Raw genomic sequence first — 14665 nt, forward strand, 5'->3', positions numbered from 1 at the left:
CGGCAGAGAGGCGACTTCGCGATGACCTTCCACTGGTTCCTGCCCACCTCTGGCGACGGCGACCAGGTCGGTGCCGCCACCGTCACCGCGGGCGCCGCGAGGCACGACCGGGCCGCGACGGTGGCCTACCTGGCCGAGGTTGGCCGGGCCGCCGAGACGAACGGGTTCACCGCCGTTCTCACCCCGGTGGGTGCCGGCTGCCCCGACCCGTGGATCGTCTGCGCCGCGGTCGCCCAGCACACCGAACGGCTCGGCATGCTGGTCGCGGTCCGGGCCGGTTTCGCGCTGCCCACCCTGATCGCCCAGCAGGCCGAGGCGTTCCAGGCCGTCTCGGGCGGCCGGCTCTCGCTCAACATCGTGACCGGGGGCGACCCGGCCGAGCAGCGGGCGTACGGCGACTTCCTCGGGCACGACGATCGCTACGCGCGCACCGGCGAGTTCGTCGAGGTGCTTCGCCGTGCCTGGGCCGGCGGGCCGTTCGACTACGCCGGAAAGCACTACCGGGTCGACGGCGGTGGCCTGGCCACCCCACTCGCCGCGCCGCCGCCGGTCTACTTCGGCGGCGCGTCCCCGGCCGCCGAGACGGTGGCCGCCCGGCAGGCCGACGTGTACCTGATGTGGGGTGAACCACCGACGTCCATCGCGGCCCGGGTCGCCCGGGTCCGGGCGCTCGCCGCCGAGCACTGCCGCACCCTGCGCACGGGCCTGCGGCTGCACGTCATCGCCCGCCCCACCAGCGCCGAGGCGTGGGCCGAGGCCGACCGGCTGCTGGCCGGGATGAGCCCGGAGCGGATCGCCGCCGCCCAGGCCCGGTTCCGTCGGATGGACTCGGTGGGTCAGACCCGGATGGCCGCGCTGAACGCCGGCCGCACCGACGGCCTCACCGTCGCACCGAACCTCTGGGCCGGCGTCGGCCTGGTCCGCGAGGGCGCCGGCACCGCGCTGGTCGGCAGCTACGCCGAGGTCGCGGCCCGAATCGACGAGTACGCCGCGCTCGGCGTCGACGAGTTCATCCTCTCCGGCTGGCCGCACCGCGAGGAGGCCGAGCGGGTCGGCGCCGAGGTGCTGCCCCTGGTGACAGCCCCGGTCGCGGCGGCTCCGGGAAGGTCGCGGGTGGCGGAGGTGTCGACGCGCTAGGGTCGACTCCGTGGCGGCGCGGAGATCCAGAATTCCAGCGACGAAGTATCCGGTCGAGCGGTTCACCCTCGACAACGGCCTGCGGGTGGTGCTCACCCCCGATCGCAGTGCCCCGGTGATCGGGGTGGCGGTGGTCTACGACGTGGGCATCCGCTCGGAGCCGGAGGGGCGTACCGGCTTCGCCCACCTCTTCGAGCACCTGATGTTCCAGGGCTCGGAGAACCTGGAGAAGCTGGCCCACTTCCGGCACGTGCAGGGGGCGGGCGGCACCTTCAACGGCTCCACCCACCTGGACTACACCGACTACTTCGAGACGCTGCCGAGCAACGCGCTGGAACGCGCGCTGTTCCTGGAGGCGGACCGGATGCGGGGCCCCCGGCTGACCGAGGAGAACCTGCGTAACCAGGTCGACGTGGTCAAGGAGGAGATCCGGGTCAACGTGCTCAACCGGCCGTACGGCGGCTTCCCGTGGCTGACCCTGCCTCCGGTCATGTTCGACACCTTCCCCAACGCCCACGACGGCTACGGCTCCTTCGACGACCTGGAGTCGGCGACCGTCGCCGACGCCGCGGACTTCTTCCGCCGCTACTACGCCAGCGGCAACGCCGTACTGGCCGTCAGCGGGGACATCGACGTGGCCGAGGCGACCGAGCTGGTCACCCGGCACTTCGGCGACGTGCCGGCCCGGCCGGCACCGCAACGGCCCGACTTCACCGAGCCCGACCTGACCACCGAGCGGCGCACCTCGTACACCGACGCCCTGGCGCCGCTGCCGGCGGTGGCCGGCGCCTGGCGCGTGCCCGACCCGGTCTCCGACTTCGCCGGCTACCTGCCGTACGTGGTGCTGGCCGAGGTGCTCACCGACGGCGACGCGTCGCGGCTTGTCGAACGACTGGTGCAGCGGGACCGTACGGTGACCAGCCTCGGCGGATACCTCGGTTTCATGGGCGACCCGTTCGACGTCCGCGACCCCACCGCGCTGCTGTTGCAGGCGCACCTGCCGCCCGGTGGCGACGTGGACAAGGTGCTGCGCACCATCGACGAGGAACTGGACCGGCTGGCCACCGACGGGCTGACCGACGGCGAGCTGGCCCGCACCCAGGCCCGGATGGCGACCCACCTGCTGCGGGACACCGACGCTGTGCTCGGTCGGGCGCTACGCATGGCAGTGCTGGAGCAGCAACGCGGCGAACCGGGTCTGCTCAACGAACTGCCCCGGCTGGTCGGCGAGGTCACCGAGGAGCAGGTCCGGGCCGCCGCGGCCACCCTGCGCCCGGAGCGCCGGGCCGCCATCGAGGTCATCGCCGGAGGCGCCCGATGAGTGTCACCACCGCTCCCGCCCACCCGCGTACGCTGCCGCCGCTCGGGCCGAACCGCAAGCTCAAGGTGCCCAAGCAGGCCGAGCGCACACTGCGCAACGGGCTCACCGTGATCGCCGTACGCCGGCCCGCCGTACCCCTTGTCGAACTGCGGCTCTGGGTGCCGTTCGGCCGGGTCCACCTGGCCCGCGGCGCGATGCTCTCGCAGACCATGCTCTCCGGCACCGGGTCGATGTCCAGCGTGCAGATCGCCGCCGAGTTGCAGAAGGTGGGCGGCGGGCTCTCCGCGGGCGTCGACCCGGACCGGCTGATGCTCTCCGGCGCCGGCCTGGTCACCGGTCTGGACCGGATGCTGGAGCTGCTGGCCGAGGTGCTGACCGGCGCCAGCTACCCCGGTGACGAGGTGGCCACCGAACGGGACCGACTCGTCGACCGGATCCAGGTGGCACAGAGCCAGCCTTCGCACCTGGCCCGGGAGGCGCTGCTCAAGCGGATCTACGGCCGGCACCCGTACGCGACGCAGACGCCGGAGCCCGGCCAGATCCGTGCCGTCCGACCGGCGGCGCTGCGCACCCTGCACTCGGAGCGGGTCCACCCGACCGGCGCGCAGTTGGTGCTGGTCGGTGACGTCCAGCCGGAGAAGGCACTGGACGCGGCCGAGCGGGCGCTCGGTGGCTGGTCGGGTGCCGGGCGGGTGGCCGAACTGCCGGCGACCCCGCCACTGGAGCCGGGGCCGCTGGTGCTGGTCGACCGGCCGGGCTCGGTGCAGTCCTCGCTGCGGATCGCGCTGCCGGCGGTGTCTCGCACCGACCTGGACCATGCCCCACTGCAACTGGCCAACCTGATCTTCGGCGGCTACTTCTCCTCCCGGTGGGTGGAGAACATCCGCGAGGACAAGGGCTACACGTACGGCCCGCACTCGGTGATCGAGCACTCCGTCGCCGGGTCGGTGCTGGTCGCCGCCGCCGACGTGGCCACCGAGGTCACCGGCCCGGCGCTGCTGGAGACGACGTACGAGCTGGGTCGGTTGGCGTCGCTGCCGCCGAAGCCCGAGGAGTTGGAGCAGGCCCGGCAGTACGCCCTGGGCACCCTCCAGCTCGGCATGTCCACCCAGGCCGGGTTGGCGGCGTTGACCAGCGCGTACGCCGGCAACGGTCTGCGCCTGGACTTCCTCGCCGAGTACGCGGCGAGGTTGGCGAAGGCGAGCATCGACGACGTCGCGCAGGCGGCGGCCCGCTACCTGGCCCCGGCCCGGGCGGCGATCGTGGTGCTCGGCGACGCGGAGCGGGTCACCCCGGGGCTGGCCGCGCTGACCACTGTGCAGACCGAGCAGCAGGCGTGAGCGAGCAGGCCATGGGGCTCAGCAGCGGGGCGCTGACGTGAGCGGGGAGGCGGCGCCGCCGTTGGCGCGGTCCACGCTGGATCGGGCCGCGCACCGGCGTGGTGACCCGCAGTGGTTGACCGAGGCGTGGTTGCGCGCCCGGGTGCTGCTGCTCGACTCGACCGACGAGGGTCGGACGCTGGCCCGTACCGAGACGTCGCCTCCGACGTTGGTGCTGTTCGGGGCGGCCGACGTGCCCGCCGGGTCGGAGTCGGTGGCGATGTTCCTGGGTGTCGAGCCGGACGGAGTGCCGGTCTTCGCTGTCGACGCGCCTCTTCCGGCGATCCCGGGAACCCGGGCTGTCCACCTCCGGGAGGTGGGTCACCTGCTCGCCGACCGGGAGGCCGGCATCTTCACCACCGCGTTGGCGCTGGTCAACTGGCACACCCGACACGGTTACTCGACGAGCACCGGCGCGCCGACCGCGATGGACGAGGCCGGTTGGTCCCGGGTGGACCGCAACGGTGGGCGGATCTGGCCGCGTACCGACCCGGCGATGATCGTGCTCGTTCACGACGGCGTGGACGGCCCGGACGGCCACTGCCTACTCGGCAACAACGCCGGCTGGCAGGGCACCCCGGGTGGTCGCCGCTACTCCTGCCTGGCCGGCTACGTCGAGCCGGGGGAGTCGGCGGAGGCGGCTGTGCTGCGCGAGGTCCGCGAGGAGGTGGGCATCGGCGTCGAGCGCATCGGGTACGTGGGCAGCCAGGCCTGGCCGTTCCCCGGTTCGCTGATGCTGGGCTTCCTGGCCACCGCCGATCCGGCCGAGCCGGTGCGGGTCGACCCGTCCGAGATCGCGTACGCCCGGTGGTTCTCCCGCCGGGAGATCGGGGCGGCGTTGGCCGGGCAGACGGTGGACGTGGGCGACGGGGCCCGGCTGATCCTGCCGCCTCCGTCGTCGATCGCGCTGTTTCTCATCCACCGCTGGCTGGACGGCTGGACGGACGCCGACAGCTGAGCACGGTCCCGACCCGTGGCCGCCGTTGCCGCGGCGGTCACGGGCCGGGAACACGGGCCGTCGTGGTCAGCGGGTGCGATCAAACGCGGCGGGGGAGCCGGTCCGACCACGACGGACGACCTGTGGAATCAGGTGCCGGTGCGGCCCGGTCTGCGTCGGAAGGCGGGCCGCGCCTCGATCAGCGGGAGGACCTTGACCCGTTGCTTGCCGGCGCGGACCGCGCCGACGGTGGCCAGGGCGCGGGCCAGTTGCAGCGCGGCGTCCCGGTTCTCGGCGTGGACGGTCTGCCGGCGCGGCTCGGGCGTGGTCGTCTCGTCGCGAAGTCGGTGGCCGTCCGCCCAGGCGGCGGCGATGTCCCCGTCAGCGACGGCGCGGATGTCGGTGCGAACGATCAGGAACCGCATGAGGGTCTCCGGATGAACCGCGACGGATGAGCCAGTGTGGAAGTTCCACGTACTCGAGGCCATGTTACGCCCCGTGTTCGTCGCAGCAACTGAAACGCGCCTATCGGTTTCGAGCCTCGTCCGATCGGCGGATGCCTGCTCAGCAGGGTCGCGGGTCGCGGAGCGACCGAGCCTGCGGGTACGACGCGACGGGGCCGCCGGCAGTGCGCCGACGGCCCCGTACCAGTCACCGGATCAGTTCAGATCGAACTGGCCCTTCTTCGCCCCGGTGATGAAGCCGAGCCATCCCGCGCGGTTGAACAGCAGCACCGGGCCGCCCCGGTCCTTGCTGTCGCGCAGGGCGACCGCCGACGGGCCGGCGGCCAGTGGGGCGACCTCCACGCAGTTGGAGGTCTGACTGCGTGTGCTGGTACGCCACGGGGCGTCCGCCAACGAGTGGGCGGAGACGGACGGCGTGTTGCGGATTTCGTTCATGGTTCTGCTCCTGATGTGCAGCGATCCGATGGGACGAGTGGTGCCGCACGTCCCGACGGCAGGTCCCCCGTGGATCACCGGTCCGTCAGTCGCCCCGATTCCCGGCGGCGTTGGGTCGGCGCCGTTGCCGGACCGAACGCCACTGTGGATGGGGGCGTCGCCTCGGTCAGCCGTCCCGTCGCCTCGATCAGCCAGGAGAGGGTGTCCGAGGCGTTAAGTGCCGCCTTGCATAGCCACTCGAACACCACTTTATAGCGATTTAGCGTGATTGCCTCGGTCGACATGACGTCGGTGAAGCCACCTTCGATGGCCAATGTCTCCGGATCGAGGGGATCGGCGAACCGATAGACCGAGAAGGCGGTCGGCGGAAGGTACCAATCGCCGATCTGGGTGTCCCGGGGTAGCACGTGCAGGGCCACGTTCGGCAGCAGCGCCAACTCGCAGAGCTGGAGCAGCTGTTCGTGCAGCACCTCCGGCGGCCCGGCCCGGCGGCCGAGAGCCGCCTCCTCCAACACGGCCGTGTAGCGGGGAGCGTGCGGCTCGCGGGTCAGCAGCGACTGGCGGGCCAGCCGCGCCTGCACCTCGGTCTCCGGCTCGTCGCCGGGCTCCGGCTCGCCCGCGCCCGCGTTCACCTGCCGGGCCGACACGATCCGGAGCTGGGCGTACCCGGGGGTCTGCAACAGGCCCGGCACCAGCACCGGGTTGTACTCGGAGATCTCCGCGCAGCCCGCCTCCAACTCGGCCCAACCGCGCTGTTGCTGCGTCATCACCGGGAAGTTCTTCAACCAGCCGCGCATGTCGCCGGCCTCGTTGGTGATGCCCAGCAGCTCGTCGTGCAGTGCCTGGTCGGCGCCGTAGAGGTCGAGCAGGTCGCCGACGTCCTGCGGGTCCGGTCGGCTACGGCCGTTCTCAAGGCGGGACAGTTTGGAGGCGGAGGCCCAACCGATACGCTCGATGACCTGATCGCCGGTGAGGCCCGCGGCCTCACGTAGGCGGCGCAGTTCGATGCCCAACCGGCGACGACGCAGGATCGGGCTGGGTGCGGCAGGAGGCACAGTGTCCTCTTTCCCGTCGACCGCCGCAGACGCGACGGTAACTGTATGAAATTCGCCCCCCACGGTCAGTATGGACGGCGCGACCGGTGTCGGAGGTTCCGGCGAGGGCGTGTCTTGCGAAAATCGCACCACGGGAATGCCGGATGACGACGGACCCGCGGTCGCGGCCCGTCGACCTCGCCCACCCGGGCACGCCATCCCGCCGGAGGGACCCATGCGCACGATCCTGCGCCGACCCGACTTCCGCCTGCTCTTCGGCGGTCTGCTGGCCAGCATGACCGCCGAGTCGATCCTGCTGCTCGCACTCGCCATCTGGGTCAAGGATCTGACTGGCTCGAACGGGTTGGCCGGTGCCACGATCTTCGCGGTCATCGCTCCGATGACGATGGCGCCGCTGGTCGGCTGGGTTGTCGACCGTTACCCGCGCCGACCGTTCTTCGTGGCCGCGAACGTGTTCACCGCAGCCCTGCTCGCTCCGTTGTTCACCGTCCGCGACGCGGGCGACGTCTGGGTCGTCTATCTGGTGGCGGCCCTGTACGGGCTCTCGTCCATCACGCTCGGCGCGGCCCTCAGTGGACTCATTCGCGAGATGGTGCCGATCGAGCTGCTGGCGGAGGCGAACGGCGTTCTGCAGACCGTACGTCAGGGGATTCGACTTGCCGGCCCGCTGGTGGGCGCGGCGCTCTACGCGGCGCTCGGCGGATGGGCGCTGGCCGGGATCGGCATGGTCGGATTTCTGATCGCGGCGGCGGTGGTCACCGCGCTGCCCACCCCGCAGCAGCGGCCACCGGCCGTCCGGCTGCGGTGGCCGGCCGAACTGGTCGCCGGTCTGCGGCACCTGGCCGGCGAGCCGGCCCTGCGGCGGGCCCTGCTCGGCTACGGGCTCGGGTCACTGGTGATGGGCTTCAGCGAGTCGCTCATCTTCGCCTACGTCGACCAGGGGCTGAACCGGGATGCCGCGTTCGTGGGGGTGCTGTTCACAGTGCAGGGCATCGGTGGGTTGCTCGGTGGACTCTGCTCACCGACGCTGGTCCGCCGGCTCGGAGAGGTCGGCACACTGGCCGCCGGGGTCGCCTTCTTCTCTCCGGCCGCGCTCGCGCTCGCGTTCCCCGATCTGTGGCTCGGGTTCGCGGCGGTGCTGCTGGCCGGGGTCTCGCTTCCGCTGACGATGGTGGGTCTGCACACGCTGATCCAGCGCCGCACGCCGCCTTCGCTGGTCGGCCGGGTCGCCGCCGCCACCCAGGCGGTGGTCCGCGGGCCGCAGGCGGTCTCCATCGGGGCGGGGGCCCTGCTGGTCGGGTTCCTGGACTACCGGCTGCTGTTCGCGCTGGTCGGGATGGCCACCCTGGCCGCCGGCAGCTACCTGTGGCGGGGCCGGCACCTGAGCGCCCCGGCCGGGGCCCGCCCGCCGACGCCGCCCACCCGCCCGACGCTCCCGGCACCCCGTCGTCCGGCCGAGGACGCCGACCGACCAGGGCTCCCGGCACCCCGTCGTCCGGCCGAGGACGCCGACCGACCAGGGCTCCCGGCACCCACCGACAGCGGCCACCGTGACCCGTTCCCGAACACGACGAGCGGCCGCCCCGGGTGGGGCGGCCGCGCACCGAGATTGAACCGGCGGATCAGGCGTTGAGCGTCTCCAGGTGCTGCTTCACCTGGGTGATCGAGGGATTCGTCAGGGCGCTGCCGTCGGCGAAACGCAGCGTCGGCACCGTCTGGTTACCGCCGTTGACGCTCATCACGAAGTCCGCGGCCTTCGGGTCCTGCTCGATGTCGACCACCTCGTACCCGATGCCCTCCCGGTCGAGCTGCGACTTCAGCCGGTGGCAATAGCCGCACCAGGGGGTGGAATACATCGTCAGCATGGTCGGATCCTCCAACTCCTCCGGCCGCGACTTGGGGATCAAGCCGAGGCTGTTCGCTGCAACGCTGGGAGGAGCTGAGATGATTCCTGGTTGTGGTGGTTCACTCAGCGTCGGAACAGGTGCTCGCCGGGCTGGACCCGGAGCAACGCGCCGCCGTGACCGCACCTGCGGGCCCGGTCTGCATCCTGGCCGGCGCCGGCACCGGCAAGACCCGGGCGGTCACCTCCCGAATCGCCCACCGGGCTCTCTCCGGGGAGATCTCCCCCCGCCACGTGCTCGCTGTCACCTTCACCGCCCGGGCCGCCGCCGAGATGCGACACCGTCTCACCCTGCTGGGGGCGCAGGGTGTCCAGGCGCGGACATTCCACGCGGCCGCGCTGCGCCAGGTGCGGTACTTCGCCCCCCGGCTGCTGGCCGGCCGTGCCATGCCCGAACTGCTGGACAGCAAGGTACGACTGGTCACCCTCGCCGCCGCGCGGGTCGGCCTGCGTACCGACCGGGCCGCCGCCCGCGACCTGGCCGGCGAGATCGAGTGGGCGAAGTCGTCGCTGGTCGAGCCGACCGAATACGTGGTGGCCGCTGCCCGGGCCCTGCGCGACACACCGCACGAGCCGACGAAGGTCGCCGACGTGTTCACCGCGTACGAGCAGCTCAAACGGTCGAACGGCGTGATCGACTTCGAGGACATGCTGCGGGCCGCGGTGTGGGGCATCGAGGAGCACCCGGACGTCGGCGAGCAGATCCGCAGCCAGTACCGGCACTTCGTGGTCGACGAGTACCAGGACGTCAACCCACTCCAGCAGCGGTTGCTGGACGCCTGGTTGGCCGGCCGCAACGACCTGACCGTTGTCGGCGACGCCAGCCAGACGATCTACTCGTTCACGGGGGCGACCTCGGCGTACCTGGTCGACTTTCCCCGCCGGCACCGCAACGCCACGGTGGTCCGGCTGGTCCGTGACTACCGCTCCACCCCGCAGGTGGTCGGGCTGGCCAACGCGGTGATCTCCCAGGCCCGGGGCACCGAGGCGCGCCTGCGGCTGGAGTTGAGCGGGCAACGTCCACCCGGCCCCGAGCCGGACCTGCGGATCTTCACCGACGAGCCGGCCGAGGCGAACGCGGTGGCCGCGCGCTGCCGGTCGCTGATCGACGCGGGCACACCGGCGAAGGAGATCGCCGTGCTGTTCCGCGTCAACGCGCAGTCCGAGGCGTACGAGAAGGCGCTGACCGAGGCCGAGGTGCCGTACGTCGTGCAGGGCGCCGAGCGGTTCTTCGAACGGACCGAGGTGCGCCAGGCGATGGTGGCGCTGCGGGCGTCCACCCGCTCGATCCCGGGGGAGACACCGCTGCCGGCCGCCGTCGTCGAGGCGCTCACCGCCGTCGGCTGGGCCCCGGACGCACCCCCGGCCGGCGGCGCCGCCCGCGAGCGATGGGAGGCGCTGTCCGCGCTGGTCCAGCTCGCCGAGGAGTACGCGGCCACCCCCGAGGTAGTGCCGATCGGCGAGGCCGCCTCGGTGGAGCCCCCGGTCACCCTCACCGACTTCACCGAGGAGTTGGCGCGCCGGGCCGCCCAGCAGCACGTGCCGACGGTGGACGGCGTGACGCTGGCGTCCCTGCACTCGGCCAAGGGGTTGGAGTGGGACGCCGTCTTCCTGGTCGGCCTCGCCGAGGGCACCCTGCCCACCACCTACGCCAAGACCGTCGAACAGGTCGAGGAGGAGCGCCGGCTGCTCTACGTCGGGATCACCCGCGCCCGGGAATGGCTCTGGCTGTCGTACGCCGCGGCGCGCTCGCCGGGCGGACGGGCCCGGCGGCCGTCGCGGTTCCTGCCCCAACTGGACCGCTCCGGCGGCACGGAACGAGCCACCGGCGGCACCGGTCCGGCCCGCGGTCCCGAGCGACGGCGAACCCAGATCGTCTCCTGCCGGATCTGCGGCGCGACACTGCTCGCCGGCCCGGACCGCAAGCTCGGCCGCTGCCCCACCTGCCCGTCCGACATAGACGATGAGCTGCACGAACGGCTGCGCGAGTGGCGACAGCGGGTGGCTGGTGCGCAGAAGGTCCCGGCCTACGTGGTCTTCACCGACGCGACGCTTGTCGCCCTGGCCGAGCGGCGACCGGGCCGCTCGGAGGAGCTGATCGCCATCGCCGGTATCGGTCCTCGCAAGCTGGGCCTCTACGGGGAGTCTGTGCTGGCTCTCGTAGCCGGCGCCGGGGTGGACGATGTCTGCCCGGAGAAAACTTTCGAAATCTCGTCGTAAATTCGTTTGCCCTCGCCCCGGCGCGAGGAATAGCCTCAGGACACACCACGCGAGCGGCGCCATTCCGGCTGCTCACGAGGTCGGTCCAGTCGATTCGAGGAACGTGAGGGAGGTGGCACCCGTGAAGATCTTCACCTATGAGCGTCTGGCGGCGATGCCGTCTGTCTGCGCTCCGCTGTCGGCTGTCCGGGTGGCCCTTGCGGCTGCACGACCGTCGGTTCCACAGGTGCACCAGGTTCAGGCCGAGCTGACCCTGACCGTCGCGCCCGCTGGAGTCGAGGGGACCAGTGGCTTCACGGGCAATGGCATCCAGGTCGCCAAGAAGCGCATGGATGTCCGCGGCGTTCCACCTCGAGGTAAACCGGTCTGACCATCAGACTCCGGCTCACCTCGAGGCCGCGGAACCCGCTTACCGGGATCCGCGGCCTCAGTTTTTTGCCCGCCGTAAGTACGTCGGAATGCGATCCACGAGATCGAAGTGAGAGAGAGGTGACCGGGAGATGAGTCTGGCGTTGGCCCCCCTCGACATGAGCGTCGAGATGGAGGCGAACCTGCCCTGCCGGAAGTTCGACCCCGACCTGTGGTTCTCCGACTCGCCCACCGAGCTCGAGCTGGCCAAGTCACTCTGCGGGGACTGCCCGCTGCGTGTCGAATGCCTGGCCGGAGCCGTTGAGCGAGCGGAGCCGTGGGGCGTCTGGGGCGGCGAGATCTTTGAGCGTGGCGCGGTTGTCCCGCGTAAGCGGCCTCGTGGCCGTCCGCGTAAGGAGGACGTCGCCCGTGACGCCGAGCTTCGGGTCGAGGCCGAGGCGCGCCTGGCGGCCAGTGGGCTGTCCGAGGTGCGCGGCGCGGTCCGGCTGGCAGCCTGACATGTTCCCGACCCGTTCCAACTACGCCGGTGGCACACCGGCAGTGAGTGAGAAAACGATGTTGAACGTTCCGAGTGGAGCCTTCGAAATGCAACTACTCCACGAAGCGTTGACCCGGGCTCGAATGCGTCGGCCTCAGGCCGGTCGTACCACCACGAGCACTGAGGCAACCCGATCCGCCCGTACCGTCGCCATGACCAGCCGCAACAAGGCGGCCCGCGACCTGGGCGTTCTCTAGTACCACGCCACGCAGAAGGGCGGGTGCCGACTGGCACCCGCCCTTCCCCATGTGATCAGCCGCCCGGGCCTCGACGTGATCAGCCGCCCCGGGCCTCGACGGTCAGGCGACCGGGGCGAAACCGGGCAGCCAGCGCTCCAGGATGCTTCGGTAGGGCGCCTTCGCCTCCAACTGGCAGAGCACCCCGATCGACCCGAGCGTCACCCGGTGGATCAGCAGGTACGACGGCGGCAGGTTGAGCTGCCTGCTCAGCTGGTACGTGGGGGAGCGAGGGCTGGCCAGTCGACCCGCCTCGGCCCGTAGCCAGGCCCGGGTGAACCGGAAGCCGTCCGCCGCTATGGGCTCCAGCATGGGGCGGATGAAGTCGAGCACCCCCTCGGCGTCGATCTCCTCGGCTGAGCCGATGAACCCCTCCGACCGCAGCCCCGCCACGACCTCGTCGGCATCGCCGCGCAGCGCCGTCGCGGCGATACGACCGATCGGCTCCGGGGTGCCCTCCGGCATCCGGGCCACCGCACCGAAGTCGATCACCCCGAGTCGACCGTCGGGCAGCAGCCGGAAGTTTCCCGGGTGCGGGTCGGCGTGCAGCAGCCCGGCCCGTTGCGGCGCGGAGAGGTGCAGGGTGGCCATCAACCGACCCGCCTCGTCCCGATCCTCCTCGGTGCCCTCACGGATGATGTCGGCCAGCGGGGTGCCGGTCATCCATTCGGTGACCAGCACTCGGGGCGAGGCATTGATCACCTCCGGGATGTAGATCTCCGGGTCGTCGGCGTACGCGGCGGCGAAGGTGCGCTGCGACTCGGCCTCCAGCTCGTAGTCCAACTCCTCGGTGATCCGTTCGCGAAGCTCGGCCAGGAGCGGCTTGACGTCCAGGCCGGGCTGGATGGCCCGGAACATTCCGCCCAGTCGGGAGAGCTGCTTGAGGTCGGCGAGCAGGGCGTCGCCTGCCCCCGGATACTGGATCTTGACCGCCACGTCGCGGCTGTTCGGTTCGTCCGACTCGTCGAAGCCCGGCTCGCGCCACCGCGCCCGGTGCACCTGACCGATGCTCGCGGCGGCGGCCGGGACGTCGTTGAACTCGACGAACAGGTCCCGCCAGTCGGGGCCGAGCTGCTCGGCCAGCACCTTGTGCACGCTGGCGGCCGGCAGCGGTGGCGCCGCCTCCTGCAGCTTCGTCAGCGCCTGCCGGTAGGGCGCGGCGATCTCCTCCGGCAACGCGGCCTCGAAGACCGACAGCGCCTGGCCGAACTTCATCGCCCCGCCCTTGAGCTGGCCCAGCACGCTGAACAGCTGCTCGGCGGTGCGCTGCTGAATCTCCGCGGAGATCACGTCGGAGGCCAGCCCGGTGACGCGCTTGCCCATCCCGAGAACGGTCCGGCCGGCGAAGCCGAGCGGCAGGGCGGCGAGCTTGGCGGTGCGGGACACGGCGCGGCGCGGGATGTCGGTCACCCGGTCATTGTTACCGACCGGAGGGCCCCGCTGCTGCTCTGCGGCGGGGCTGGTGCGGACACTCGCCCTCGCGAGCACGCACACGCCGGGTGTGGCGGCCAGCCCCGACGACGGAAACGGCCGGCAGCGGTGATCTCCATGGCGCTGCCCAGCGTCTCCGGGTGGCCGCCGTCCAGCTGCGTCAGCGCCTCGGCCAGGGCGTACCCGCAGGCGACGAGCAGCGTGCCGGTCGTCGCGGCGGCCACCGGGTCGGCGGCGGCGAGTTGCGCGGCGAGCCGGGGCCAGTCCGGGTCGCGGTCGGCCCGGTGCAGCTCGACGCAGTGCAGGCAGGGCCCGGCGGGTGGGCGGACCAACGGCCCGATCACCGGTACGCCCTCGCGCAGTGTGACCAGCAGGTGCGGCTGCCGGCGCTGGGCGAGACCGGCGGCCAGCAGCGCCGGGGGCCGGTCCGTGCCGAGCTGGATCACCAGGTCGATCCGCCCGGTGCGGCTCGGACGGGTGCCGGTGCCGGGTGCGACGCGGTTGACCGCGGCCCGCACCGCCGGTCCGAGTGGCCGACCCAGTTCAGCGGCGGGGATGCCCGTGCCGATCAGATCGACGGGGCGTACCGAGCCGGTGAGCTGGGGAATCACCTGTCCCACGCCGGACTGGGCCAGTGCCACGGTCAGCGGCCCGCCGAGCGCCCCGGCACCGGTGAGCAGGACGCGGGCCGCCCGCCGCCTACGCAGGACCTGCGCGGGGGTGCCGGGCAGTCGGGCGGCGGCCAGTGCCAGCGCGCCGGCCTCCGCCGCGAGCCGGGCGCGGACCGGGCCGGTCAGGTCGCGGGGGAGCAGGCTGTGCGCGGCCACCAACAGGCCGGCGGCCCGCAGGGTGTCGAGCAGGGTACGCGCGTCGTCGGCGCTGACCTGGGCGGAAGCCGCCTGGATCAGCACGGTCCGCTCGCTGCGAGTGCCGTCGAGCAGGTCGAGCAGGTGGGCGGCGCGGGGATTGGCCAACTCCAGTAGGGCGGCTGGCCCGGGGCCGACGCCGAGTTGGAGGGTGTGTCGGTCCCGCCAGAGCCGGTTGAGGCCGGGCAGCAGGGTGGGGCGGGGCAGTACGGTGCGGCTCATGGTCACGAATCGTGACCGCATCTTCGCGTTCGGTCGATCGTTGTCCACAGGCGGTCAGGCCGCTATCCAGCGCTATCCACAGGATTTCACGAGTTTTCCACAGCCCTTCCCGCCTGTTGTCGGCCACCCGACAGGGGTGCCGCAGCGGTGTC

Annotated in this window: 13 protein-coding genes and 1 pseudogene; 8 read left to right on the top strand and 6 right to left on the bottom strand. The window is 71.9% G+C overall.

What is annotated here, in order from left to right; genetic code table 11:
* Positions 1-21 precede the first annotated feature (21 nt).
* Genes ACGF3C_RS09035 through nudC form a run of 4 tightly spaced genes read left to right on the top strand, consistent with a single transcriptional unit; the run spans position 22 to position 4795 of the window.
* Positions 22-1137 carry an LLM class flavin-dependent oxidoreductase gene (locus tag ACGF3C_RS09035; protein WP_357230292.1) on the top strand — a complete coding sequence of 372 codons (1116 nt, stop codon included), beginning with the start codon at positions 22-24 and terminating at the stop codon, positions 1135-1137.
* A 10-nt stretch (positions 1138-1147) separates the two neighbouring features.
* Positions 1148-2458, top strand: a complete 1311-nt coding sequence (locus tag ACGF3C_RS09040) for a M16 family metallopeptidase (protein WP_393220212.1) — start codon at positions 1148-1150, stop codon at positions 2456-2458.
* On the top strand, positions 2455-3798 hold the full coding sequence (locus ACGF3C_RS09045) for a M16 family metallopeptidase (protein WP_393220215.1): 1344 nt from the start codon (positions 2455-2457) through the stop codon (positions 3796-3798). The genes ACGF3C_RS09040 and ACGF3C_RS09045 overlap by 4 nt, the downstream gene beginning before the upstream one ends.
* Positions 3799-3835: 37 nt before the next feature.
* Positions 3836-4795 (top strand): NAD(+) diphosphatase, encoded by a 960-nt coding sequence (gene nudC, locus ACGF3C_RS09050; protein ID WP_357204788.1) that lies wholly within the window; start codon positions 3836-3838, stop codon positions 4793-4795.
* A 128-nt stretch (positions 4796-4923) separates the two neighbouring features.
* Here nudC and ACGF3C_RS09055 read toward each other — a convergent pair whose 3' ends face one another.
* The 3 genes from ACGF3C_RS09055 to ACGF3C_RS09065 all read right to left on the bottom strand — a co-directional run bounded on the left by ACGF3C_RS09055 (position 4924) and on the right by ACGF3C_RS09065 (position 6728).
* Positions 4924-5199 carry a hypothetical protein gene (locus tag ACGF3C_RS09055; protein WP_357230283.1) on the bottom strand — a complete coding sequence of 92 codons (276 nt, stop codon included), beginning with the start codon at positions 5197-5199 and terminating at the stop codon, positions 4924-4926.
* 234 nt (positions 5200-5433) lie between these two features.
* Positions 5434-5673, bottom strand: coding sequence for a DUF397 domain-containing protein (locus tag ACGF3C_RS09060; protein WP_357204785.1), 240 nt, complete (start codon positions 5671-5673; stop codon positions 5434-5436).
* 74 nt (positions 5674-5747) lie between these two features.
* Positions 5748-6728 carry a helix-turn-helix transcriptional regulator gene (locus ACGF3C_RS09065; protein ID WP_357204783.1) on the bottom strand — a complete coding sequence of 327 codons (981 nt, stop codon included), beginning with the start codon at positions 6726-6728 and terminating at the stop codon, positions 5748-5750.
* A gap of 214 nt (positions 6729-6942) precedes the next feature.
* Between ACGF3C_RS09065 and ACGF3C_RS09070 the strand changes: the two are divergent.
* Positions 6943-8160, top strand: a pseudogene (locus tag ACGF3C_RS09070) (MFS transporter); the annotation flags it as partial.
* A 190-nt stretch (positions 8161-8350) separates the two neighbouring features.
* On the opposite strand, the gene ACGF3C_RS09075 reads toward ACGF3C_RS09070, so the two are convergent.
* The gene (locus ACGF3C_RS09075; RefSeq protein ID WP_112681335.1) at positions 8351-8593 is read right to left on the bottom strand and encodes a mycoredoxin; all 243 of its coding nucleotides are present in this window, start codon (positions 8591-8593) and stop codon (positions 8351-8353) included.
* A gap of 92 nt (positions 8594-8685) precedes the next feature.
* Here ACGF3C_RS09075 and ACGF3C_RS09080 point away from each other — a divergent pair, with 92 nt between their 5' ends.
* The 3 genes from ACGF3C_RS09080 to ACGF3C_RS09090 all read left to right on the top strand — a co-directional run bounded on the left by ACGF3C_RS09080 (position 8686) and on the right by ACGF3C_RS09090 (position 11717).
* Positions 8686-10851: an ATP-dependent DNA helicase UvrD2 gene (locus ACGF3C_RS09080; protein ID WP_393220222.1), complete on the top strand. Its 2166-nt coding sequence runs from the start codon at positions 8686-8688 to the stop codon at positions 10849-10851.
* 154 nt (positions 10852-11005) lie between these two features.
* Positions 11006-11221: a hypothetical protein gene (locus ACGF3C_RS09085; protein ID WP_393220773.1), complete on the top strand. Its 216-nt coding sequence runs from the start codon at positions 11006-11008 to the stop codon at positions 11219-11221.
* A gap of 130 nt (positions 11222-11351) precedes the next feature.
* The gene (locus ACGF3C_RS09090; RefSeq protein WP_030490434.1) at positions 11352-11717 is read left to right on the top strand and encodes a WhiB family transcriptional regulator; all 366 of its coding nucleotides are present in this window, start codon (positions 11352-11354) and stop codon (positions 11715-11717) included.
* A gap of 340 nt (positions 11718-12057) precedes the next feature.
* Here ACGF3C_RS09090 and ACGF3C_RS09095 read toward each other — a convergent pair whose 3' ends face one another.
* Both ACGF3C_RS09095 and ACGF3C_RS09100 read right to left on the bottom strand, forming a co-directional pair.
* Complete coding sequence (locus ACGF3C_RS09095) at positions 12058-13404, bottom strand: ABC1 kinase family protein (protein WP_393220227.1); 1347 nt, start codon at positions 13402-13404, stop codon at positions 12058-12060.
* Positions 13401-14513: a TOMM precursor leader peptide-binding protein gene (locus ACGF3C_RS09100; RefSeq protein WP_357232357.1), complete on the bottom strand. Its 1113-nt coding sequence runs from the start codon at positions 14511-14513 to the stop codon at positions 13401-13403. Before ACGF3C_RS09100 ends, ACGF3C_RS09095 begins: the two co-directional genes overlap by 4 nt.
* Positions 14514-14665: the final 152 nt, after the last annotated feature.

It is taken from the genome of Micromonospora sp. NPDC047762 (assembly GCF_043204655.1).
In the GTDB taxonomy this organism is placed as follows: Bacteria; Actinomycetota; Actinomycetes; order Mycobacteriales; family Micromonosporaceae; genus Micromonospora.